General features: G+C 69.2%; 20 protein-coding genes and 2 pseudogenes. 18 read left to right on the forward strand and 4 right to left on the reverse strand.

Going from position 1 to position 23,225, the window contains the following annotated elements:
- Positions 1–32: 32 nt before the first annotated feature.
- Positions 33–962 carry a 1-phosphofructokinase family hexose kinase gene (locus B9C99_RS15660; RefSeq protein WP_016691688.1) on the forward strand — a complete coding sequence of 310 codons (930 nt, stop codon included), beginning with the start codon at positions 33–35 and terminating at the stop codon, positions 960–962.
- A gap of 11 nt (positions 963–973) precedes the next feature.
- On the opposite strand, the gene B9C99_RS15665 is transcribed toward B9C99_RS15660, so the two are convergent.
- The gene (locus tag B9C99_RS15665) at positions 974–1,546 is read right to left on the reverse strand and encodes a glyoxalase/bleomycin resistance/extradiol dioxygenase family protein (protein ID WP_016691689.1); all 573 of its coding nucleotides are present in this window, start codon (positions 1,544–1,546) and stop codon (positions 974–976) included.
- 159 nt (positions 1,547–1,705) lie between these two features.
- On the opposite strand from B9C99_RS15665, the gene rpe reads away from it, so the two are divergent.
- The 17 genes and pseudogenes from rpe (at position 1,706) to B9C99_RS15750 (ending at position 19,765) form a co-directional block, all read left to right on the forward strand.
- Positions 1,706–2,389 carry a ribulose-phosphate 3-epimerase gene (gene rpe / locus B9C99_RS15670; RefSeq protein WP_016691690.1) on the forward strand — a complete coding sequence of 228 codons (684 nt, stop codon included), beginning with the start codon at positions 1,706–1,708 and terminating at the stop codon, positions 2,387–2,389.
- A complete protein-coding gene (ribD, locus tag B9C99_RS15675) occupies positions 2,386–3,405 on the forward strand; it encodes a bifunctional diaminohydroxyphosphoribosylaminopyrimidine deaminase/5-amino-6-(5-phosphoribosylamino)uracil reductase RibD (protein WP_088898503.1) in 1,020 nt (339 codons plus the stop codon). Before rpe ends, ribD begins: the two co-directional genes overlap by 4 nt.
- A 39-nt stretch (positions 3,406–3,444) precedes the next feature.
- Positions 3,445–4,050 carry a riboflavin synthase gene (locus B9C99_RS15680; RefSeq protein ID WP_088898504.1) on the forward strand — a complete coding sequence of 202 codons (606 nt, stop codon included), beginning with the start codon at positions 3,445–3,447 and terminating at the stop codon, positions 4,048–4,050.
- Between the two features lie 74 nt (positions 4,051–4,124).
- Positions 4,125–5,375, forward strand: a complete 1,251-nt coding sequence (locus tag B9C99_RS15685; RefSeq protein WP_016691693.1) for a bifunctional 3,4-dihydroxy-2-butanone-4-phosphate synthase/GTP cyclohydrolase II — start codon at positions 4,125–4,127, stop codon at positions 5,373–5,375.
- A complete protein-coding gene (gene ribH / locus B9C99_RS15690; protein WP_016691694.1) occupies positions 5,375–5,857 on the forward strand; it encodes a 6,7-dimethyl-8-ribityllumazine synthase in 483 nt (160 codons plus the stop codon). The genes B9C99_RS15685 and ribH overlap by 1 nt, the downstream gene beginning before the upstream one ends.
- 44 nt (positions 5,858–5,901) lie before the next feature.
- Positions 5,902–6,297: pseudogene (locus B9C99_RS15695) on the forward strand (PH domain-containing protein); the annotation flags it as partial.
- 135 nt (positions 6,298–6,432) lie between these two features.
- A complete protein-coding gene (uvrC, locus tag B9C99_RS15700; RefSeq protein WP_088898506.1) occupies positions 6,433–8,670 on the forward strand; it encodes an excinuclease ABC subunit UvrC in 2,238 nt (745 codons plus the stop codon).
- A gap of 23 nt (positions 8,671–8,693) precedes the next feature.
- Entirely contained in the window at positions 8,694–9,608 is a 915-nt protein-coding gene (gene rapZ / locus B9C99_RS15705; RefSeq protein ID WP_059381381.1) for an RNase adapter RapZ, read from the forward strand.
- Positions 9,605–10,672 (forward strand): uridine diphosphate-N-acetylglucosamine-binding protein YvcK, encoded by a 1,068-nt coding sequence (gene yvcK / locus B9C99_RS15710; protein ID WP_088898507.1) that lies wholly within the window; start codon positions 9,605–9,607, stop codon positions 10,670–10,672. The genes rapZ and yvcK overlap by 4 nt, the downstream gene beginning before the upstream one ends.
- A complete protein-coding gene (gene whiA / locus B9C99_RS15715) occupies positions 10,663–11,646 on the forward strand; it encodes a DNA-binding protein WhiA (RefSeq protein ID WP_006551475.1) in 984 nt (327 codons plus the stop codon). The genes yvcK and whiA overlap by 10 nt, the downstream gene beginning before the upstream one ends.
- A gap of 134 nt (positions 11,647–11,780) precedes the next feature.
- Positions 11,781–12,797 (forward strand): type I glyceraldehyde-3-phosphate dehydrogenase, encoded by a 1,017-nt coding sequence (gap, locus tag B9C99_RS15720; RefSeq protein WP_088898508.1) that lies wholly within the window; start codon positions 11,781–11,783, stop codon positions 12,795–12,797.
- Between the two features lie 26 nt (positions 12,798–12,823).
- Positions 12,824–14,035: a phosphoglycerate kinase gene (pgk, locus tag B9C99_RS15725; RefSeq protein WP_088898509.1), complete on the forward strand. Its 1,212-nt coding sequence runs from the start codon at positions 12,824–12,826 to the stop codon at positions 14,033–14,035.
- Positions 14,036–14,040: 5 nt separating this feature from the next.
- Positions 14,041–14,826, forward strand: coding sequence for a triose-phosphate isomerase (gene tpiA, locus B9C99_RS15730; RefSeq protein WP_088898510.1), 786 nt, complete (start codon positions 14,041–14,043; stop codon positions 14,824–14,826).
- 197 nt (positions 14,827–15,023) lie between these two features.
- On the forward strand, positions 15,024–15,257 hold the full coding sequence (secG, locus tag B9C99_RS15735; protein ID WP_006551479.1) for a preprotein translocase subunit SecG: 234 nt from the start codon (positions 15,024–15,026) through the stop codon (positions 15,255–15,257).
- Positions 15,258–15,321: 64 nt separating this feature from the next.
- On the forward strand, positions 15,322–18,084 hold the full coding sequence (gene ppc / locus B9C99_RS15740; protein WP_088898511.1) for a phosphoenolpyruvate carboxylase: 2,763 nt from the start codon (positions 15,322–15,324) through the stop codon (positions 18,082–18,084).
- A gap of 88 nt (positions 18,085–18,172) precedes the next feature.
- Complete coding sequence (locus B9C99_RS15745) at positions 18,173–18,511, forward strand: YciI family protein (protein ID WP_088898512.1); 339 nt, start codon at positions 18,173–18,175, stop codon at positions 18,509–18,511.
- Positions 18,512–18,514: 3 nt separating this feature from the next.
- The gene (locus B9C99_RS15750) at positions 18,515–19,765 is read left to right on the forward strand and encodes an RNA polymerase sigma factor (protein ID WP_088898513.1); all 1,251 of its coding nucleotides are present in this window, start codon (positions 18,515–18,517) and stop codon (positions 19,763–19,765) included.
- A 362-nt stretch (positions 19,766–20,127) separates the two neighbouring features.
- On the opposite strand, the pseudogene B9C99_RS26155 reads toward B9C99_RS15750, so the two are convergent.
- The 3 genes and pseudogenes from B9C99_RS26155 to B9C99_RS15765 all read right to left on the reverse strand — a co-directional run.
- Positions 20,128–20,943: pseudogene (locus B9C99_RS26155) on the reverse strand (DUF2235 domain-containing protein); the annotation flags it as partial.
- 130 nt (positions 20,944–21,073) lie between these two features.
- Positions 21,074–21,562: an SRPBCC domain-containing protein gene (locus tag B9C99_RS15760; RefSeq protein WP_088898515.1), complete on the reverse strand. Its 489-nt coding sequence runs from the start codon at positions 21,560–21,562 to the stop codon at positions 21,074–21,076.
- Positions 21,563–21,630: 68 nt separating this feature from the next.
- Entirely contained in the window at positions 21,631–22,986 is a 1,356-nt protein-coding gene (locus tag B9C99_RS15765; RefSeq protein WP_172414975.1) for an MFS transporter, read from the reverse strand.
- Positions 22,987–23,225: the final 239 nt, after the last annotated feature.

The following is a 23,225-nucleotide window of genomic DNA, read 5'->3' on the forward strand; positions in this document are numbered from 1 at the left end:
GTACGTCGATCGGTCCGAATAGGGTTTCGGGCATGCCCGAGATCGTCACCCTGACCATGAACCCGGCACTCGACGTCACGACCTTCACCGACGCGGTGGTGCCCACCCGCAAACTCCGCTGCGACGAGCCGTTCTACGACGCCGGTGGGGGAGGAGTGAACGTCGCGAAGGTCGCGCGTGTGCTCGGTGCCTCGGCCGCCGCCGTCTACCCCGCCGGTGGTGCGCGGGGTGAGCAGATGAGCGGTCTGCTCGACGACGACGACGTCGAGGAACACATCGTCCCGATCGCCGGGTCCACCCGCGAGTGCTTCACGGCGATCGACCGTCGCAGCGGTCAGGAATACCGTTTCGTCACACCCGGTCCCGAGCTGACGGACGACGAGCAGGAACGCTGTCTCGCGACACTCGAGAAGGTCGCCGAAGGAGCGAAGTACGTGGTGGCCAGCGGCAGCTTCCCGCCCGGTGTACCCGGCACCTTCGTCCGACGCATCGCAGCCGCGGCGCACGAAGCCGGCGCACGGTTCGTCCTCGACTCGTCGGGCGATGCGCTGACCAGCATCGATTCAGGGGTCTACCTCGTCAAACCGAGCCTGGACGAGTTGTGCGAGTGGACCGGGCGGGAGCTGGTCACCGACGACGAGCAGATCGCGGCCGCGCGGGAACTCGTCACCTCCGGTGTCACGGAGATCGTCGTCGTCTCGCTCGGGGCGGACGGGGCGATCATGGTGACCGCCGACGAGGCCGTGCGGGTGCCGGCCCTGGCGGCCAAGGTGCGCAGCGCCGTCGGCGCCGGCGACAGCATGGTCGCCGGACTCGTCGTCGGACTGCTGCAGGAACGGTCGTTGCGGGACGCGCTCGCTCTCGGGATCGCCTGCGGCACCGCGGCACTGCTCACCGCCGGAAGCCACGTCTGCCGCCGCGAGGACATCGACCGCTTCGACGCCCTCGCACGCGTGGTCTGACGACCCGCCGTTCACACCGCGCGGGACCGTGGATCCCGCAGGGTGCGAACAGCTTCGGTGAGTGTCGAGTGGATGTACCCGAGCTCCGGACTCGCAACGTCCGACCAGTCCGCCGACTCGTCCGTCGCTGTGTCTTCCGTCGCTGCGTCGTCCGTCCACGCGGATGTGTCGGCGCCGGGATCGTGCCACTGGATCCACCAGAGATTGCCGGACGGATCCGAGAACCGGGCGAGGACATCGCCGAAGAAATCCGTCGGCCGTGTGACGATCTCCGCGCCGTGCTGCGTGGCACGTTCGAGGACGGCATCGACGTCGTGCACGTGGACCCGCACGAAGGCGGGTGTGAAGGGCCAGTCCGGTTTCCGGTCGGCGACCACGAGCACGGAATCGCCGACCCGCACCTCGGAGTGGAGGAGGAGCCCGTCGTGGTCGAGGGTGCGCGCCTCGGGCACCTCCTCGGCCTCGAGGACGGCGACGAGGAAGTCGACGAGTTCGGCTGCGCGGTCGGAGATCAGGAAGGTGTCGACGGTGTTCGATCCGTCCGGTCGGGGAGGGAGGAATTCGCGGTGATGGAGAGCGGTCACGATGATCCTTTCGATCGGGTGACTGCCAGCCTTCCGGGCATAACGGCCACCTGATGGCACCAATGCGCCCGAGAGCGGAAATTCCCGGCGGTTCGGCTGTGGACCGCCGGTCCGACGCAGGTCCGACCCGGTGGAGGGCGCCGACTAGACTCGTCGGTTGTGGCCCACCCGATGATCGCTCCGTCCATCCTGTCCGCGGATTTCGCTCGTCTCGCCGACGAGGCGCAGGCCGTCGCCGGTGCCGATTGGCTCCACGTCGACGTGATGGACGCCCATTTCGTTCCGAACCTGACGCTCGGTCTCCCGGTCGTCGAGTCGCTGCTGAAGGCGACCGACATCCCGCTCGACTGTCACCTGATGATCGAGAACCCCGGTCGGTGGGCTCCGCCCTACGCCGAGGCCGGTGCCCACAACGTCACCTTCCACGCGGAGGCGACCGACGACCCGGTCTCCGTGGCCCGCGACATCCGCGCGGCCGGCGGCAAGGCCGGGCTGTCCGTCAAGCCCGGCACCCCCATCGAGCCCTATCTCGAGATCCTGAAGGAATTCGACACGCTGCTGGTGATGAGCGTCGAGCCGGGCTTCGGTGGTCAGTCCTTCATCCCGGACGTCCTCGACAAGGCCCGTCAGGTGCGTCGCCTCGTCGACTCGGGTGAACTGCGCCTGCTCGTCGAGATCGACGGCGGCATCAACGCCGACACCATCGAGGCCGCCGCGGAAGCCGGTGTGGACTGCTTCGTCGCCGGGTCCGCCGTCTACGGCGCCGCCGATCCCGGTGAGGCGGTCCGCAAGCTGCGGGCGCAGGCCGGGGCTGCATCCCCGCACCTGACGCTCGCGCCGTGACCGCACCCGAGATCGCCGAAGCCCTCCAGTTCGCGCTCGACGCCTCGGAGGCCGTGCGGGGCACGACCAGCCCCAACCCGCCTGTCGGAGCGGTGATCCTCGACGCGGACGGCGCGGTGGCGGGTGTCGGGGCCACCGCACCAGCCGGCGGTCCGCACGCGGAGGTCCGGGCACTCGAGGCAGCGGGCGAACGCGCGCGCGGCGGCACCGCCGTCGTCACCCTCGAACCGTGCAACCACACCGGCCGCACCGGCCCGTGCGCGCTTGCCCTCATCGAGGCGGGGATCGCGACGGTGTACTACTCCGTCGCCGACCCGAATCCCGTCGCCGGGGGAGGCGCCGACACTCTTCGCGCCGCGGGCATCGCCGTGCATCCCGGCCTCGGTGCCGAGGCCGTCGCGCGCGGCCCGCTGCGGGCATGGCTGCACCGGCAGCACACCGGCCGGCCGCACGTCACGTGGAAGTACGCCGCGTCGATGGACGGCCGCAGCGCGGCCGCCGACGGCACGAGCAAGTGGATCTCCGGTCCCGAATCGCGTGCGCGCGTGCACGACCAGCGCAGCCGGCTCGATGCCATCATCGTCGGAACCGGCACCGTCCTCGCCGACGATCCGTGGCTGACCGCCCGTCTGCCCGACGGTGAACTCGCGCCGCACCAGCCGCTGCGGGTCGTCGTCGGCATGCGTGAGATTCCCACCTCTGCAAGGGTTCTCGACGACGCGGCGCCGACGCTGGTGTTGCGCACCCACGACATCGGGGAGGTGCTCGACGCGCTCGGCGACCGACCCGACGTGCTGCTCGAGGGCGGCCCCCGGCTCGCGGGCGCCTTCCTCGCAGCGGGCTGCGTCGACCGCATCCAGGCCTACCTGGCGCCCGTCGTGCTCGGAGCCGGTGAGGCCGCCGTCGAGGACGCCGGCGTGGGCACGATCTCCGACGCGCTACGGTTCCGCCGGGAACGGGTCGAGACCGTCGGCTCGGACATTCTGTTGACACTCGTCCCGGACCGGGACAACTGAATCGGACCCGGTCGCGGATCGGGAGCTAAGGAGCGGAACATGTTCACCGGCATCGTCGAGGAACTCGGGGAGATCGTCGCGAAGGAGGACCTCGCCGACGCGGCACGCTTCACCGTGCGCGGACCGCTGGTCACCTCCGACGCCAAGCACGGCGATTCGATCGCGGTCAACGGGGTGTGCCTGACGGTCGTCGACGTCCTCGACGGCGGGGCCTTCACCGCCGATGTGATGCAGGAGACGCTGAACCGGTCGTCGCTCGGACAGCTCACCCTCGGCAGCTCCGTCAACCTCGAACGCGCCGCCGCACTGAACAGCCGCCTCGGCGGCCACCTCGTGCAGGGCCACGTCGACGCCACCGGCGCCGTCGTCTCCCGCACACCCTCGGAGAACTGGACCGTGGTGCGCATCTCGCTCCCGGCCGAAATCTCCCGCTACGTCGTCGAAAAGGGCTCGATCACCGTCGACGGTGTCTCGCTGACGGTCTCGGGTCTCGGAGGGGAACGAGGGGAGGAGTGGTTCGAGATCTCGCTCATCCCGACCACCCTGTCGCTGACGACCCTCGGCACCGCCGAGCCGGGCACCCTCGTCAACCTCGAGGTCGACGTGATCGCCAAGTACGTGGAGCGCCTGCAGAACGCGCGCTGACGCGTCGTACTGTGGAGATCGACAGTGGACGCGGAGCACGAGTCGTCCGGATACGAGAGTTGGAGTCCAGGGAAGTGACGAGGTTCGACACCATCGAGCGCGCGGTCGCCGACATCGCCGCCGGTAAGGCGGTCGTCGTGGTCGACGACGAAGACCGTGAAAACGAGGGCGACCTCATCTTCGCCGCGGAGAAGGCAACGCCGGAACTCGTGGCGTTCATGGTCCGCTACACATCCGGGTACCTGTGCGTGCCGCTGGACGGTGAGGACTGCGACCGTCTCGGTCTGCCTCCCATGTACAGCGTCAACCAGGACAAGCACGGCACCGCCTACACGGTCACCGTCGACGCGAAGGAAGGCATCGGCACGGGTATCTCCGCGTCCGACCGCGCCGCCACCATGCGGCTGCTCGCCGACCCGACCTCCACTGCCCAGGACTTCACGCGTCCCGGTCACGTGGTGCCGCTGCGCGCCAAGGAGGGCGGCGTCCTGCGCCGGCCCGGGCACACCGAGGCCGCCGTCGACCTCGCCCGCATGGCCGACCTGCGGCCGGCCGGCGTCATCTGCGAGATCGTCTCGCAGAAGGACGAAGGCGAGATGGCCCGCACCGACGAACTGCGGGTCTTCGCCGACGAGCACGAGCTCGCCCTGATCTCGATCGCGGATCTCATCGCGTGGCGCCGCAAGCACGAGAAGCATGTCGTGCGCGTCGCCGAGGCCCGCATCCCCACCCGGCACGGCGACTTCACGGCCGTCGGCTACCAGAGCATCTACGACGAGGTCGAACACGTCGCGCTCGTCCGCGGCGACATCGCCGGCCCGGACGGCGACGGCTCCGACGTGCTCGTGCGCGTGCACTCCGAATGCCTGACCGGCGACGTCTTCGGGTCGCTGCGCTGCGACTGCGGTCCGCAGCTCGACGCCGCCCTCGAGATGGTGGCCGAGGAAGGCCGCGGCGTCGTGCTGTACATGCGCGGCCACGAGGGACGCGGCATCGGCCTGATGCACAAGCTGCAGGCCTACCAGCTGCAGGACTCCGGTTCCGACACCGTCGACGCCAACCTGCAGCTCGGCCTGCCCGCCGACGCCCGCGACTACGGCATCGGCGCCCAGATCCTCGTCGACCTCGGCATCTCGTCGATGCGCCTGCTGACCAACAACCCGGCCAAGCGCGTCGGTCTCGACGGCTATGGCCTGCAGATCACCGAGCGCGTCCCGATGCCGTTGCGCGCGAACCGCGAGAACATCTCGTACCTGCGCACCAAGCGCGATCGCATGGGCCACGACCTGATCGGTCTCGACGAGTTCGACGAGGGAGACGCCTGATGAGCGGCGAAGGCCTGCCCGACCTGCAGCTCGCCGACGCCGCGGGACTGAGCCTCGCGATCGTCGCCGGTCGCTGGCACACCGAGATCTCCGACGCCCTCATCGCCGGCGCACAGCGTGTCGCCGAGCAGGCGGGCGTCACCGACGTCACCCTCGAGCGGGTCGCCGGAGCGATCGAGCTTCCCGTCGTCGCACAGCAGCTCGCCCGCACCCACGACGCGGTCGTCGCGCTCGGCGTGGTGATCCGTGGCGGCACGCCGCACTTCGAGTACGTGTGCGACGCCGTGACCTACGGCCTCACCCGGATCGCGCTCGACGAGGGCACCCCAGTGGGCAACGGCGTCCTCACCACCGACACCGAACAGCAGGCCCGCGACCGCGCCGGTCTGCCCGGCTCCGCAGAGGACAAGGGCGGCCAGGCCTGCGCGGCGGCGCTCGACACTGCCGTGACCCTGCGGCGGCTGCGGAAGGCGGCGCGTTGACCCGCGACGAGACCGGCTGGGATCTCGAGGTACGCCCGGAGAAGATGCGGCGCTGGGTCGTCGTGGCGGCGGTCGTCGTCATGGCCGTCCACATCTTCGCGGCGCTCGTGCTCCGCGGGGGCGGCGACACCGGTGTGAACCTGCGGGTTGTCGACCAGATCGCGATCCTCGCCATCGGTGTCGTGCTCACCGGAGGCGTCCTGCTGTTCACCCGGCCGCGGCTGCGGGCGGGTGCCGACGGCGTCTCCGTCCGCAACGTGGTCGCCGAACGACACATCCCGTGGACCGACGTGCGCGGGCTGTTCTTCGACCACGGCGCACCCTGGGCCCGTCTCGAGCTGCCGTTCGACGAGTACGTGCCCGTCGTCGCCATCCAGGCGCGCGACGGGGAACGCGCCGTGGACGCGCTCGAGCTTTTCCGCGAACTCGAATCCCGCTACACCGTCCGCGACAACCACGACGGCGGCGGAGCCGTCAGGCGTAATGACGACGGCGGAGCCGTCAGTGACAAGGACGGCGGAGCCGTCAGTGACAAGGACGGCGGAGCCGTCAGGGGCGACGACTAGCCTGGACCTGTGCCCGACCCCTCGACATATCGCCCAGCCCCCGGTTCCATTCCCACGGAGCCGGGGGTCTACAAGTTCCGCGACCCGCACGGCCGGGTCGTCTACGTCGGCAAGGCGAAGAACCTCCGGTCCCGCCTGAACTCGTACTTCGCCGATATCGCCTCGCTGCATCCGCGCACCCGTCAGATGGTGACCACCGCGGGCCGGGTCGAGTGGACGGTGGTGCGCACCGAGGTCGAGGCACTCCAACTCGAGTACAACTGGATCAAGGAGTTCGACCCCCGGTTCAACGTCCGCTACCGCGACGACAAGACGTACCCGATGCTCGCGGTCACGTTGAACGAGGAATATCCCCGCCTGTTCGTCTATCGTGGGCCGCGCCGCAAGGGTGTGCGCTATTTCGGTCCCTACTCGCACGCCTGGGCGATCCGCGAGACCCTCGACCTGCTGCTGCGGGTGTTCCCGTCGCGCACGTGCTCGGCCGGGGTCTTCAAGCGGCACGCGCAGATCGGCCGCCCGTGCCTGCTCGGCTACATCGACAAGTGCTCCGCGCCGTGCGTCGGACGCGTCTCCGCCGACGAACATCGCCGCATCGTCGAGGACTTCTGCGACTTCCTCGCCGGTCGCACCGACAAGCTCGTCCGCGATGTCGAGAAGCGGATGCAGGCCGCCGCGGAGGAACTCGACTTCGAGACCGCAGCTCGCCTGCGCGACGATCTGGGGGCGCTGCGCAAGGCACTCGAGAAGCAGGCCGTCGTGCTCGGCGACGGCACCGACGCCGACCTCGTGGCGTTCGCGGGCGACGACCTCGAGGTGGCCGTCCAGGTCTTCCATGTGCGCGGCGGTCGCGTGCGGGGTCAGCGGGGCTGGGTCGTCGAGAAGTCCGGTGACGTGCTCGACCGTCCCGAGGACCGCGACGTCGAAGGCGTCGAGGCCGCCGAGGGGACCGACGACGCCGAAGAACTCTCGCTGCTCGTCGAACAGTTCCTCACCCAGTTCTACGGCGAGGAGGCCGCGCTCGGCACCGACGACGCGGACGCCACCAGCGCTGTGCCGCGCGAGGTGCTCGTTCCCGCCCTGCCGCCCGACCCGGACGAGATGAGCCGCTGGCTCGGGCGCCTGCGCGGCGGTCCCGTGCGTCTGCGCATCCCGCAGCGCGGCGACAAGAAGGCACTGGCCGACACGGTCGAGCGCAATGCCAAGGAAGCACTCGCGCAGCACAAGCTGCGGCGCGCGGGCGACTTCAACGCCCGATCGGCGGCGTTGCAGGGCATCCAGGACGCCCTCGACCTCGACTCGGCGCCGCTGCGCATCGAGTGCGTCGACATCAGCCACGTGCAGGGCACCGACGTCGTCGCATCGCTGGTCGTCTTCGAGGACGGGTTGCCCCGTAAGTCCGACTACCGGCACTACGCCATCAAGCACGCCGCCGGCGACGGGCACTCCGACGACGTCGCTTCGATCGCCGAGGTCACGCGCCGGCGTTTCCTCCGCCACAACCGCGACCTCGCCCGGCAGGCAGATCCGGACGGTTCCGCCCCGGAGGGAGGCGACGGCGGGGATCTGGCGCCCGAAGCGGCACTGGACCCGGCGACGGGCCGTCCGCGGCGGTTCGCCTATCCGCCGAACCTGTTCGTCGTCGACGGTGGTGCACCGCAGGTCGCGGCTGCGGGCGAGGTCCTCGACGAACTCGGTGTCACCGATGTCGCGGTCGTCGGACTCGCGAAGCGTCTCGAGGAGGTGTGGGTGCCGGGGGAGGAGGATCCGGTGATCCTCCCGCGGACCAGCGAGTCGCTGTTCCTGCTGCAGCGCATCCGCGACGAGGCACACCGTTTCGCGATCACCTACCACCGCAGCAAGCGGTCCAAGCGCATGACGGCCTCCGCTCTCGACGGGGTCCGCGGTCTCGGCGATACCCGGCGCAAGGCGCTCGTCACCCACTTCGGGTCCGTCGCGCGACTGCGGGAGGCGAGCGTCGAGGAGATCACCGCGGTGCCCGGGATCGGGCAGGCCACGGCGAAGGCCGTCCTCGAGGCGCTGCGGGGTGACGCACCCGCTCCGGCCGAATCGCCGCAGGACACCGACTCCCCGGCCGTCGCGGACGAGAGCGATGCCACCCCCGCCCCTGCGGGCGCTCCGGTTACGGCACCTGTGGTCGACCCGGCTGCCGCGGATGCGGGCGACACGCCGGTAGGCGATGATGGCTCCGTCGGCGTGTCGGGAGTACGAGCGGAGTCGGAACAGTGACCGAAGTGGGTCGGATCCCGGGAATGGCGGACGGTTCGGAACAGGGTGTCGACGGTGAACGGCCGGCGCAGGCCGAGGTCATCGTCGTCACCGGCCTGTCCGGAGCCGGACTGAGTACGGCGGCGACCGCCCTCGAGGATCTCGGGTGGTACGTCGCGGAGAACCTCCCGCCCCAGCTGATGCTGTCGATGATCGATCTCGCGGTGCAGGCCGAACCTCCGCTGCAACGTCTCGCCGTGGTGATGGACGTGCGCAGCCGGTTGTTCACCGGCGACCTCGAACGCGTCGTCACCGATCTGGCGGCCCGCCCGGTCAATACCCGGGTGCTGTTCCTCGAAGCCGCCGACTCGGTGCTCGTCCGGCGGTTCGAGCAGGTACGCCGCAGTCATCCGCTGCAGTCCGACACGGCCGATCGCACGCTCACCGACGGCATCGCCGTCGAACGCGAGCAGCTTGCTCCTGTGAAGGCCGCGGCCGACCTCGTCATCGATACCTCCGCGCTGTCCGGGCCCGATCTGCGTCGCAAGATCGAGGCGGCCTTCGGCGACGCCGCATCCGACACCATCCGGGTGACCGTGGAGTCGTTCGGCTTCAAGTACGGCCTGCCCATGGACTCCGACGTCGTGTGCGACGTGCGGTTCCTGCCGAACCCCCATTGGATCGCCGAACTGCGTCCGCACACCGGGCAGGACGCGGCGGTGCGCGACTATGTACTCTCCCGCGACGGTGCCGAGGACTATCTCGCCACCTATCACCGGCTGCTCGATCTGACGACCGCCGGTTACCGTCGGGAGGGGAAGCGCTACATGACGATTGCAGTGGGCTGCACCGGAGGGAAACACCGGAGCGTGGCGATGGCCGAGGCCCTCGCCGCACGCCTCGAGCAGGCACCGGATCTGACGGTGAACGTGGTGCACCGGGATCTGGGGCGCGAGTGAACGCCGCCGAGACTCCCGACTCCGACAGCACGCCGAACTCCGAGAGCGCTCCGGGCTCCGGGACGGTGCCCGGTCCTGCGATCACCGCGCTCGGCGGCGGACACGGCCTGTACGCGACGCTCAGCGCCGTCCGGCGCCTCACCGACCGGGTCACCGCCGTCGTGACCGTCGCCGACGACGGAGGTTCCTCGGGACGGCTGCGCGCCGAACTCGGCGTCGTTCCACCCGGCGACCTGCGCATGGCGCTCGCCGCGCTCGCCGGCTGCGACGACGAGGTCCGGGTGTGGACCGAGACGGTGCAACACCGCTTCGGCGGTACGGGCGCCCTCGCGGGACACTCCGTCGGCAACCTGATCCTCGCCGGGCTCGCCGAGGTGGCGGGCGACACCGTCACTGCCCTCGACATGCTCGCCCGCGTCCTCGACGTGCGCGGCCGTGTGCTGCCGATGTCGCCGATCCCGCTCGACATCGAGGCCGACGTGTCGGGACTCGAATCCGACCCGCGGGTGAGCCGCTGCATCCGGGGACAGGTCGCGGTGGCGACCACCCCGGGCAAGGTGCGCCGCGTCCGCCTGATCCCCGCCGATCCGCCGGCCTGCCCGCCGGCGCTCGACGCCGTGTGCGAGGCCGATCTCGTGGTGCTCGGCCCGGGATCCTGGTTCTCGAGCGTCATCCCGCACGTGCTCGTCCCGGACCTGCACGAGGCGCTGGTCCACACGACGGCGCTCAAGGTCCTCGTGCTCAACCTCGCGGCGGAACCGGGGGAGACCGCCGGCTTCTCCGCGGAACGTCACCTGCACGTTCTCGCCCAGCACGCCCCCGATTTCCGTGTCGACCACGTCGTCGTGGATGCTGCCTCGGTACCGGAAGGACGCGAGCGCGAGCACCTGAGCCGGTCCGCGGCCCGATTCGGAGCGGACGTCTCGTTCGTCGACGTCGCCGAGCCCGGTACGCATCGACACGACCCCGCCAAGTTGGCGGGGGCACTGGAAACATGTCTGTCCTCGCGCGGTGGAGTCCGTGCCGCGCGCGGGGACGGGAGGGAGAGCGTCTCGTGGCAATGACAGCGGAGGTCAAGGACGAGCTGAGCAGGTTGTCGGTCACCAGGATCAGCAATCGCAAGGCCGAGGTGTCCGCCCTCCTGCGCTTCGCCGGGGGATTGCACATCGTCGCCGGACGGGTGGTCGTCGAGGCCGAGGTCGACCTCGGATCGATCGCACGTCGCCTCCGCCGCGAGATCTTCGAGCTCTACAGCTATCCCGCCGAGATCCAGGTGCTCGGCGCGGGCGGTCTGCGCAAGAGCTCCCGGTACATCGTCCGCGTCGGCAAGGACGGTGAGGCGCTGGCCCGCCGCACCGGCCTGCTCGACGGGCGCGGACGACCCGTGCGCGGACTGCCTGCGCAGGTGGTCGGTGGCAGCGTCTCCGACTCCGCCGCGGCGTGGCGCGGAGCGTTCCTCGCCCACGGTTCGCTCACCGAACCGGGCCGTTCCTCGGCCCTCGAGGTCAGCTGCCCCGGCCCGGAGGCCGCCCTCGCGCTCGTCGGCGCCGCCCGCCGGCTCGGCGTCACCGCCAAGGCACGTGAGGTGCGCGGCGCCGACCGCGTGGTGATCCGCGACGGCGAGGCCATCGGCGCGCTGCTCACCCACATGGGCGCGCAGGACACCCGGCTGGTCTGGGAGGAACGTCGCATGCGCCGCGAGGTGCGGGCGACCGCGAACCGTCTCGCCAACTTCGACGACGCCAATCTGCGCCGGTCCGCACGCGCCGCCGTCGCTGCCGCTGCGCGGGTCGAGCGGGCGTTGGCGATCCTGGGCGCCGACGTTCCCGATCACCTCGCCGCCGCCGGCGCGCTGCGCGTGCAGCACCGTCAGGCGTCCCTCGAGGAACTCGGTCAGCTCGCCGATCCGCCGATGACCAAGGATGCCGTCGCGGGACGGATCCGCCGTCTGCTGTCGATGGCGGATCGTCGAGCGAAGGAACTCGGGATCCCCGACACGGAGTCGGCCGTCACCGCTGAGTTGCTGGACGAGGCATAGCGGGGCAGGCTTGCAAGGGAGTTCGCGCCACGACCGGGCGGCTCCCCGCAGTACGGCCACATCCCACTAGGGTGGAGGTCACACGAGCACGAGCACCACCACGACCATCGAATACTGGGCAAAGGAGCTTCATTGTGACTGTCCGCGTAGGCGTGAACGGATTCGGACGCATCGGGCGCAACTTCTTCCGGGCGGTCGAGGCACAGAAGGCACTCGGTACCACCGACATCGAGATCGTTGCCGTCAACGACCTCACCGACAACGACACCCTCGCGACGCTCCTGAAGTACGACTCGATCCTGGGGCGCCTCGACAAGGACGTGCATGTCGAGGGCGACGACATCGTCGTCGGCGACCAGAAGATCAAGGCCCTCTCGATCAAGGAAGGCCCCTCCGCTCTACCGTGGGGCGACCTCGGTGTCGACGTCGTCGTCGAGTCCACCGGCATCTTCACCAACGCCGCCAAGGCGAAGGGTCACATCGACGCCGGTGCCAAGAAGGTCATCATCTCGGCGCCCGCCACCGACGAGGACATCACCATCGTCATGGGTGTCAACCACGACAAGTACGACGGCACGCAGAACATCATCTCCAACGCCTCGTGCACCACGAACTGCCTCGGCCCCCTCGCAAAGGTGCTGAACGACGAATTCGGCATCGAGAAGGGCCTGATGACCACGATCCACGCGTACACCCAGGATCAGAACCTGCAGGATGGACCGCACAAGGATCTGCGTCGCGCTCGCGCCGCCGCCCTGAACATCGTCCCCACCGGCACAGGCGCCGCCAAGGCCATCGGCCTCGTGCTCCCCGAGCTGCTCGGCAAGCTCGACGGCTACGCGCTGCGCGTCCCGGTCCCGACGGGCTCGGTCACCGACCTCACCGCGACCCTCACCAAGAAGGCCACCGCCGACGAGGTCAACGCCGCACTGAAGGCTGCTGCGGAGGGTCCGCTGAAGGGCATCCTGAAGTACAACACCGATCCGATCGTCTCCTCGGACATCGTCACCGACCCGCACTCGTCGATCTTCGACGCGCCTCTGACCAAGGTCATCGACGAGCAAGTCAAGGTCGTCTCGTGGTACGACAACGAGTGGGGCTACTCGAATCGTCTTGCCGACCTCGTCGGTCTCGTCGGCAAGTCTCTCTGAAACTCGTAGAACAGGACATTTGAACAGTGGCAGTTCAGACCCTCGAGGATCTGCTCGACGCAGGTGTGGAGGGTCGGGGCGTACTCGTGCGCTCCGACCTCAACGTCCCGCTCGACGGCGACACGATCACCGACGCCGGCCGCATCCTCGCGTCCGCGCCCACCATCCGCGCGCTCGCGGAGGCCGGGGCCAAGGTCGTCGTGACCGCGCACCTCGGCCGCCCCAAGGGCGAGCCGGATCCGAAGTACTCGCTCGCGCCCGTCGCAGCGAAGCTCGGTGAGGTGCTCGGCCGCAACGTCCAGCTCGCCTCCGACGTCGTCGGCCAGGATGCGCTGGCGCGTTCCGAAGGGCTGACCGACGGCGACATCCTCCTGCTCGAGAACGTCCGCTTCGACGCTCGCGAGACCAGCAAGGACGATGCCGAGCGGCTCGCCTTCGCCCGTGAGCTCGTCGAGCTCGTCGGCGACGACGGCGCATTCGTCTCCGACGGCTTCGGTGTCGTGCACCGCAAGCAGGCGTCGGTCTACGACGTCGCGACGCTGCTCCCGCACTACGCGGGTGGTCTCGTCGCAGCCGAGGTCGACGTGCTCGCCAAGCTCACCACCGACACCGAGCGTCCGTACGCCGTGGTGCTCGGCGGCTCGAAGGTCTCCGACAAGCTCGGGGTCATCGAGGCGCTCGCACCCAAGGTCGACACGCTCGTCATCGGTGGCGGTATGTGCTTCACCTTCCTTGCGGCACAGGGCTACTCGGTCGGCACCTCGCTGCTCGAGGAGTCGATGATCGACACCTGCAAGCAGCTGCTCGAACGCTTCGGCGACGTCATCCACATCCCGCAGGACGTGGTGGTGGCCGACAAGTTCGCGGCCGACGCACAGTTGCAGACCGTCGCGGCCGACTCCATCCCCGACGGATGGATGGGCCTCGACATCGGACCGGAATCCGTGCAGCGCTTCGCCTCGCTCCTCGGCTCGGCGAAGACGGTGTTCTGGAACGGCCCCATGGGCGTGTTCGAGTTCGAGAACTTCGCGGCCGGAACGAAGGGTGTCGCGGAAGCGATCATCGAGGCCACCGGCAAGGGAGCGTTCAGCGTCGTCGGCGGTGGCGACTCCGCTGCGGCCGTGCGGTCGCTCGGACTCGGTGAGGACCGCTTCTCGCACATCTCCACCGGTGGTGGCGCCTCCCTCGAGTACCTCGAGGGCAAGGAACTGCCCGGCATCGCAGTTCTGGAGGGCTGACGGTCATGGCACGGACACCGCTCATCGCGGGCAACTGGAAGATGAACCTCAACCACCTCGAGGCCATCGCTCTGGTGCAGAAGATCGCGTTCACCCTTCCCGAGAAGTACCTCGAGAAGGTCGACGTGACGGTCATCCCGCCGTTCACCGACATCCGCTCGGTGCAGACCCTCGTCGAGGGCGACAAGCTCGGCATCACCTACGGAGCCCAGGACCTGTCGGTCCACGACTCCGGCGCCTACACCGGCGAGATCTCCGGCGCGATGCTCGCGAAGCTCGGCTGCACCTACGTGGTCGTCGGGCACTCGGAGCGTCGCACCCTGCACGGTGAGACCGACGAGATCGTCCGCGACAAGACCAAGGCCGCGCTGCGGCACGGTCTCACGCCGATCGTGTGCATCGGTGAAGGACTCGACGTCCGCGAAGCCGGCAACCACGTCGAGTACAACGTCGAGCAGTTGAAGAACTCGCTCGCCGGCCTGCCCGCCGAGGAGATCGCGAAGATCGTCGTCGCGTACGAGCCGGTCTGGGCCATCGGCACGGGCAAGGTCGCCTCGGCGGCCGACGCGCAGGAGGTGTGCGCCGCGGTGCGCAACACCCTCGCCGAGCTGGCCTCGCCCGAGGTCGCGGCCTCGGTCCGCGTCCTGTACGGCGGGTCGGTCAACGCCAAGAACGTCGGTGAGCTCATCGCTCAGACCGACGTCGACGGCGGCCTCGTGGGAGGCGCCTCCCTCAAGGCCGACGAATTCGCCCAGCTGTCGGCGATCGCCGCAGGCGGTCCGCTCCTCTAGAGCGACCGGCATCACGGTGGGGTGCAGGATCTCGACGAGATCCTGCACCCCACCCGCGTTTCGCCTCACCGCGGTGTTGCTACCCCGACCCGCGCAGCCACGACGACCGTCCCCGGCACACCCGCAGCATCCCCGTATGACGAGCGGGTAAGCTGACGCCGACGTCGCCCACCATCCGAAGGACATCGAACACCGACATGGAACTGTTCCTGGACATCCTCCTGATCGTCACGAGCCTGTTGCTCATCCTGCTGGTGCTGCTGCACCGCGGTAAGGGCGGTGGTCTGTCCAGCCTGTTCGGTGGCGGAGTCCAGTCCAATCTCTCGGGCTCGACCGTGGCGGAGAAGAACCTCGACCGTCTCACCGTCTTCACCGGCATCATCTGGGTGATCTCGATCCTCGGCATCGGACTGCAGATCAAGTTCAGCTGATCCCCGCGGGTGCACAGCCGCTGCCGCGGTCGCGCCCCGGCCGCCAGGCACAGATACTGGCTGTATGACGGACACTGTGCCTGCCTCTGCGACCGAACCACTCCGCGAGGACATCCGCCTGCTCGGCGGCATCCTCGGCAACGTCATCCGTGAGCAGGCGGGACCCGAGACCTTCGACCTGGTCGAATCCGCCCGGGTGGAGAGTTTCCGGATCCGGCGCTCCGAGATCGACCGCACCGAACTCGCCGAACGCTTCGCCGGCGTCGCCACCGACGACCTGATTCCCGTCGCCCGGGCGTTCAGCCATTTCGGTCTGCTCGCCAATCTCGCCGAGGACCTGCACCGCGAACGACGTCGGGCCCTGCACGTGCGCGCAGGCGACCCACCGCAGGACAGCAGCCTCGCCGCCACCTATGCCAAACTCGACGCCGCCGGCCCGAGTCTCGACGCCGATACCGTGACCGACGCGCTCGCATCGGCTCTCGTCGCCCCCGTCATCACCGCTCATCCCACCGAGACCCGCCGACGTACCGTCTTCGACGTCCAGACCGCCGTCACCGAGCTCATGCGGCGCCGGGAGAGGACCGACGATCCCGCCGCGCTCGAGGAGATCGACCGCGCCCTGTACCGGCACATCCTGACCCTGTGGGACACCGCGCTCATCAGGCTCGCGCGTCTGAGGATCAGCGACGAGGTCGACAACGGTCTGCGCTACTACGACCTCGCGCTGTTCGACGTCGTTCCCGCCCTCAATGCCGAAGTGCGACGCGAACTCCGGCGACGCTGGCCCGACGCGGCGGTGCTCACCGAACCGCTGGTCCGGCCCGGAACCTGGATCGGCGGCGACCGCGACGGCAACCCCAATGTCGACGGCGAGGTCGTCACCACCGCAGCGAACCGCGCCTGTGAGACCGCGCTGCGACACCACCTCACCGAACTCGCTGCGCTCGAACGCGCACTGTCGATGTCCGAACGCACCGCGATTATCAGCAGCGCTCTGAAGAAGCTCGCCGACGACTCGGGCGACGACAATCCCGCCCACAGCGACGAGCCGTACCGACGCGCAGTGCACGGCATCCGTGCTCGCCTCACCGCGACCGCGGACAGGTTGCTGCCCGGCGTCGATCTGCCCCACACGGTGCGTATCCCGTGCGAGCCCTATGCCACCCCGGCCCGCCTGCACACCGACCTGAACATCGTCGACGCCTCGCTGCGTGCCGGCGGCGCGGCCGTGATCGCCGACGATCGGCTCGCGCACCTGCGCAGCGCCGTCGAGGTCTTCGGCTTCCATCTCGCCCCGCTCGATCTGCGGCAGAACTCCGAGGTCCACGAGAACGTCGTTGCCGAACTGCTCTCCTGGGCGGGGGTGACCGACCGCTACCGCGACCTGCCGGAGGACGACAAGGTCGCGCTGCTCACCGCGGAGTTGCGGATCCGGCGCCCGCTCACTGCTCCTGACGCCCACCTGTCGGACGAGACCGCCAAGGAACTCGGCATCCTGCGTGCCGCGGCCGACGTGGTCCGTCGCATCGGACCGGCCGCCATCGAGCACTACATCATCAGCATGTGCACGTCGGTGTCCGACCTGCTCGAGGTCGAGGTCCTGCTCAAGGAGGTCGGGCTGCTCGATCTCGACCGCGGTTATCCGCGCAGCACGGTGCAGGTCATCCCGCTGTTCGAGACGATCGACGACCTGCGCGGCGGTGCCGCCACGCTGACCGCCGCGCTCGCCGTGCCCGAGTTCCGCAGCCTCGTCGACGGACACGACGGACTGCAGGAGATCATGCTCGGCTACTCCGATTCCAACAAGGACGGCGGCTATCTCACCGCCAACTGGGCGCTCTACCGCGCAGAACTCGACCTCGTCGAGGCGGCGCGCACCGCCGGGATCCGGCTGCGCCTGTTCCACGGTCGCGGCGGCACCGTCGGCCGCGGTGGTGGACCGAGCTACGACGCCATCCTCGCCCAGCCGCCCGGCGCGGTGCAGGGCTCGCTGCGCCTGACCGAACAGGGCGAGGTCATCGCCGCGAAGTACCGCGAACCGGTGCTCGCCCGCCGCAACCTGGAGGCGCTCGTCTCGGCGACCCTCGAGTCGAGCCTGCTCGACGTCGAGGGCCTCGGCAAGGACGCACCGGAGGCCTACCGGATCCTCGACGAACTCGCCGATCTCGCTCGCGCCGCGTACAGCCGGCTCGTGCACGAGACACCGGGTTTCGTCGAGTACTTCACCACCGCGACACCGGTCTCGGAGATCGGTGCCCTCAACATCGGCAGCCGTCCCGCGTCCCGCAAGCAGACGAAGGCGATCAGCGACCTGCGGGCCATCCCGTGGGTGCTCTCGTGGACCCAGAGCCGCGTGATGCTCCCCGGCTGGTACGGCACGGGAACGGCCGTGCAGGACTGGGTGGCCGGTGATCCGGACCGGTTGGCGACCCTGCAGGATCTCTACCGTCGCTGGCCGTTCTTCCGTTCGGTGCTGTCGAACATGGCGCAGGTGCTCGCCAAGTCCGATCTCGGCCTGGCCGCCCGGTACTCCGAACTCGTCGAGGACACCGAACTGCGCGAGCGGGTGTTCGGGAGCATCGTCGACGAGCACGCCCGCACGGTCGACGCCTACCGGCAGATCACGGGATACGACTCGCTCGTCGCGGACAATCCGGCGCTCGAGCGGTCGCTGCACAACCGCTTCCCGTATCTCGAACCGCTCAACCACCTGCAGGTCGAATTGCTGCGGCGGTTCCGTGCCGGGGAGGACACCGACCGGGTCCGGCGCGGTATCCAGATCACGATGAACGGTCTCGCCACGGCGTTGCGCAACAGCGGCTAGAAATTTTTTCTCGTCGGTTGTCGATACGGCAGGTGTCCGCTCGTCGTGATGGTGTAGGACGAACACCACACAGACGGGAGCAACCGCGATGAAGTACATGCTGCTGATCTACGCATCCACGACCGACGAGCCCACCTGCACCTTCGAGGACTGGCAGGACTACGAGAAGGCGATGCGCGATGCGGGTGTCCTCGTGTCCGGGCACGCCCTGCAGGATCTCGTCACCGCGACGACCGTGCAGGTCGACGCGGACGGACGACGCACGGTGACCGATGGGCCGTTCGGCGAGAGCCGCGAGGTGCTCGGCGGATACGACGTCATCGACGTCGGCAGCCTCGACGAGGCACTCGACTGGGCGGCACGCTGCCCCGGGTCGAGGGACGGCGGCACGGTCGTCGTGCGGCCGATCGCCGACTTCGGGGACTGAGCGATGGGGGAGTCGGCCGCCGCCGTCGAGTCGGTGTTCCGTGAGGAACACGGCCGGCTCCTCGCCGCGCTCGTCCATCGCTTCGGCGATCTCGATCTCGCCGAAGAGGTCGCATCGGAGGCACTCGAGGCGGCGCTCGTGCACTGGCCGGTCGACGGTGTGCCCGAGCGTCCGGGCGCGTGGCTGCTCACCACGGCCAGGCGCCGAGCGCTGGATCGGGTGCGCCGCGACCGCGTGTATGCGACGCGACTGGCCGAACTCGCCGTCGACACCGAACGTCGCGCGCCGTACGAGCCGCTCGGGGCCGGGGAACTGCCGGACGACCGCCTCGAGCTGTTCTTCACGTGCGCCCACCCCGCCCTCGCGACGGACGACCGCGTCGCGCTGATCCTGCGCTGCCTCGGCGGTCTCACCACGAACGAAGTCGCGCGGGCCTTCCTCGTCCCGTCGCCGACGATGGCGCAGCGGATCGTGCGGGCCAAGAAGAAGATCCGCGGTGCCCGCATCCCGTTCCGGGTGCCCGGACCGGACGAACTGCCCGAGCGGCTGCCCGTGGTGCTCGCGGCGCTGTACGCGATCTTCACCGAGGGCTACGCCGCGAGCAGCGGCGAACATCTGCAACGCCCCGACCTGGCCGAGGAAGCGATCCGCCTCACGCGCATCCTGCACCGTCTGATGCCGGCGGAACGGGAGGTGAGCGGGTTGCTCGCGCTGATGCTGCTCGTCCACGCCCGCCGGGACGCGCGCACCGACCCGTCCGGCGCCGTGATGCTGCTCGAGGTGCAGGACCGTTCCCGGTGGGATCGCGCGATGATCGACGAGGGCAGTGCACTGGTGGTCGCCGCGCTCACCGGAGGACCACCCGGACCGTACGGGGTGCAGGCCGCGATAGCCGCGCTGCACGACGAAGCGAGTGACCTCGACAGCACCGACTGGCCGCAGATCGTCGCCCTCTACGACGTGCTGACCGCCATGAGCCCGTCACCGGTCGTCGCACTGAACCGCGCCGTTGCGGTTGCGATGCGCGACGGGCCCGCGGCCGGCCTCGAACTCCTCGACGGACTCGCCGAGGAGCCGGGTCTGCGCGACTACGGGCCGTACGTGGTGGCGCGGGCCGAGTTGCTGGCCCGGGTCGGCCGGAAAGGCGAAGCGGCCGAAGCATATCGGCGGGCGTTCGAGCTCGCCGGTACCGAACCCGAGCGACGCCACCTCAGGGCGAGGTCGGCGGAGCTGTCGCGTTCGCGCGAGTTGTGACCGACCCCGGTGCGCCGAGACCTCCGATCAGGACGGAGCGGCGCGGTTCGGCGGTTCGTATAGCCGGATACCTCGAGGTCGTAGCGCTTCGGCGTGTACCACTCCGGATCGACCCAGTGCGGATTCCGTAGCCGGGCCGCCAGACGGTCCTCCCGGAGCCTGACGCTCTCGTGGACTTTCAGTCCTTCGGGAGATCGTGTCCCGCCGAGGATCTCACGAGTTCCTCGACCGATGAGCCACCAGATGCGGCTCATCCGGGTCGGCGTGGCCGTCGCGCTCGTCTGCTCCGGTTTCGGAAGCTGCCGCAGGCTCACCGTCCGGCGCAGGAGCACGCCGTGGTCGAGGGCACCCTCGAGGACCCAGCGGAGCGAGATGTCGGCGAGTCGGCAGTCCTCGAATCCGCCTCCGACGTCGGAGTGGACGCCCGAGAACCAGACCTCCTCGATCCGGTCGTTCGCGACCTTGTCCACCCTGTACGGCCTGCGGTACTCGTCGATGGAGATCGCGTGCCGGCCGGATTCCACGTTCGGCAACTCGGCCGTCTTTTCGAAGTGGTAGTCCTTCTCGAAGATTCCGGGTGCGCTGACGCTGTCCCAGATCCCGAGGTAGTGCACGGGGACGGAGAACGTCCCGTTCGACGCGCGGCACACGGTCGTCGCGAACTGTTCGGCGCATGCGAAGTCGTCGGAGTCCCAGGACCTGCGACGGGCGTATGCGGCGATCGCGTACTGCACGAGATTCTCGGACGACGCCCGTGGAAGGCCGACGAGATGCAACATCGCCGCGAAGGCACGTGCTGTGTGGGCGCCCCGGCTGAACCCGAAGAGATAGATGCGATCACCGGGCTCCCACTGCTTCATCAGGAACGTGTAGGCCTCTGCGAGGTTCGTCTTGATACCGACGCCGAATGCGAGGCCGAGCGTGCGGGAGATCCTCTGTCCCACACGCGTCGAGGCCCCGGCGGAGGAGAAGGTACCGACGCCGGGGTCGTAGTAGGTGACCTGTTCGCCCGTCGTGTTCTCGAGCGCGCGGAACAGACGGACGACGTTGGTGTTCCCCTTCGCCCGAATTTCGTTGCCGGTGCCGTCGAAGCACAGGACGATGTTCTTCGATCCCTTCCTTCTCGCGACCTTCTGCGTGATCTCTGTCGGTTGTGTGCTCGTTCCGGGCTGCGGCATCGTAGTGCTCCCTGAATGCGACCGGTTGGTGGATTCGACGCTAGGAGGCGGCTCGGGAGGTCTCACGGGTAGTGCGCTACTCGAATCCGGTGGTGCTCGTCGGGCGGATCACTGCAGCGAACGGCGCCGGTCAGCGGTATTCGTCGACCAGGTCGAGGTAGTCGTCCCACACCGGCGGGCGAGTGCCGGCCAGTGCCGCGTCGAGACGGTCGAGGTAGTACTGCCACCCCGGCCCGATCTCTCCGGCCTCCGAGCGCGGGACGTGGCGGTGTGTGAACTCGAGGGTGGTGACCTTCCCGACCTGGCGCAGCGCCACCTCGAGCTGCCACCCGTCCACGTCGACGGCGAATCCCTCCGGGGGAGAGCACCGGAGGATGTCGACATAGGTGGTGGCCGAGTCGAGGTCGTCGGTCATCGTCAGGAGCACACGGCCCGTGGCCGGGTCGCCGGTGTACGTGCCGTACCAGCGACCCAGCTTCTCCGAATCGGTGAGTGCCGCCCAGACCTCGCCGATCGGGAGCAGGAAGTTGCGGTGGTAGATCAGCCGCACCAGCGACGCGTCGCTCGGACAATCACGTTCCGGGCTCACTTCGCCTGTGTTCGTCCTCGGCGTGCTCATCACGGCTCCTCTCGATGGCGCTCGCCTTATCGGAATTGTCCTGCATTCGGCTGCCTGCGCGGTCCGTTTCACCGCGATGGTTCCTCCGCTGCGGCGAAGGAGGTGCGCAGCCGTTGGTTGGGCAGCAGCGCGACCGCGACGAGTCCGACGACGGACAGCGCCGCCAGCAGGAGGAAGACCTGGCCGGTGCCCTGGCCGTGGGGCGGGACCGTCGCGGCGAGGAGAGGCAGACCCACCGCCGCTCCGATGAGACGGAAGAAGAAGACCGCCGCACCGGCCGCTCCGAAACGCTCCGGAGCGACGGCGTTCTGGACCAGCGTCACGAGATTCTGCAACAGGACCCCGATTCCCAGGCCGAGCAGCAGGACGGCGAGCTCGATCCACCACGGAGCGGTGTTGCCGTCGGCGAACGCGAGCATCGCGCATCCGGCGACCTGGAGCACGGACCCGGCCACGAGCAGTGCCTTCCACCTGCCGGAGCGGGTGATGAGACGACCCGAGGTGTAGGAGGACGACGCGAGTCCGAACACCAAGGGGGTCAGTAGGATCCCTGTGGCAGTGGCCGTGTGGTGGCGCACCGCCTGGAAGTACTCGCTGAGGAAGGACAGCGCTGCGTAGAACGCGAACCCGGACGACACGGACGTGATCAGGGCGCACGCGACGGTGCGCTGCCCGAGCAGATCCACCGGAACCACAGGTGCGGGAGTGCGGCGTTCGACGGCGAGCGCAGCGACGAGCAGGACACCGCCGCCGAGGAGGTATCCGACCTGTGGCCACGACGACCGGCTCCCATTTCCGGCGCTGACCCACACGAGCACCAGCGTCACCCCGGACGTGAGCAGTACCGCGCCGACCCAGTCGATCCGCGCGTCCGACGAGCTGCGCGGCCCCGGCTTCAGCCTGCGTCGCAGTGCGACCAGTGCGATGGCGGCCGGTGCCGCAGGAACGAGGAAGCAGGCCCGCCAGCCGAGGGGCGTATCGACGAGGGCGCCGCCGAGGAGCGGACCGCCGGCCATCGACACCGCCATGACCACGGCGCCGTATCCGGCATAACGACCCTGTTCCCGCGGCGGGATGAGGGCGCCGAGCACCGCGACGGTGACGGCCACGACGCCGCCGAGGCCGATCCCTTGCACCACGCGGCCGGCGAGGAGGACGGGCAGAGCCGGAGCGCAGGCCGAGACCACCGATCCCGCCGTCAGCGTCAGCAGCGCCGCCTGGACGAGGAGGCGTGTGTCGTAGCGGTCGGATATCGATCCCCAGACCGGGGTGGTGGTCGCGTTGGCCAGGAGAGCGACCGTGATGATCCAGGTCAGGCCTACGGACCCGCCACCGAGTTCCGCCGTGACGGCAGGCAGTGCAGGAATCGCGACGGTGCCGGAGAGCAAGGCGGCGAACAGCGCGGCGAGCAGGGGAAGCAGCACCGCGAGAATGTCGCGATGTGTGGGTAATGGATCGCCGGACGTCGGTGATGAGAGCTGCGGAACCGCAACATGGTGCGAGGACATGACGGGTCCTTGGAAGAAGTCGGCGCTCGACGGAGTCGAGGGCAGGGCCGGAACGGAATGCAACACGAAGCGAGGGCACGCCGGGATCGGACCGCCGGAAGGCGGGATCACCGATGCGATACTCGTCGCTCCATGTTCTGCATTCGCACGACTTC

Source organism: Rhodococcus sp. BUPNP1 (assembly GCF_002215235.1).
Lineage (GTDB): Bacteria > Actinomycetota > Actinomycetes > Mycobacteriales > Mycobacteriaceae > Rhodococcus.

Excerpts from the sequence above, each read along its gene's own strand:
- B9C99_RS15745 (WP_088898512.1), top strand. The coding sequence starts at position 18,173 with ATGAAGTACATGCTGCTGATCTACGCATCCACGACCGACGAGCCCACC.
- ribH (WP_016691694.1), top strand. The coding sequence starts at position 5,375 with ATGAGCGGCGAAGGCCTGCCCGACCTGCAGCTCGCCGACGCCGCGGGA.
- rapZ (WP_059381381.1), top strand. The coding sequence starts at position 8,694 with ATGGCGGACGGTTCGGAACAGGGTGTCGACGGTGAACGGCCGGCGCAG.
- B9C99_RS15660 (WP_016691688.1), top strand. The coding sequence starts at position 33 with ATGCCCGAGATCGTCACCCTGACCATGAACCCGGCACTCGACGTCACG.
- ppc (WP_088898511.1), top strand. The coding sequence starts at position 15,322 with ATGACGGACACTGTGCCTGCCTCTGCGACCGAACCACTCCGCGAGGAC.
- B9C99_RS15680 (WP_088898504.1), top strand. The coding sequence starts at position 3,445 with ATGTTCACCGGCATCGTCGAGGAACTCGGGGAGATCGTCGCGAAGGAG.
- B9C99_RS15750 (WP_088898513.1), top strand. The coding sequence starts at position 18,515 with ATGGGGGAGTCGGCCGCCGCCGTCGAGTCGGTGTTCCGTGAGGAACAC.
- secG (WP_006551479.1), top strand. The coding sequence starts at position 15,024 with ATGGAACTGTTCCTGGACATCCTCCTGATCGTCACGAGCCTGTTGCTC.
- B9C99_RS15760 (WP_088898515.1), bottom strand. The coding sequence starts at position 21,562 with ATGAGCACGCCGAGGACGAACACAGGCGAAGTGAGCCCGGAACGTGAT.
- tpiA (WP_088898510.1), top strand. The coding sequence starts at position 14,041 with ATGGCACGGACACCGCTCATCGCGGGCAACTGGAAGATGAACCTCAAC.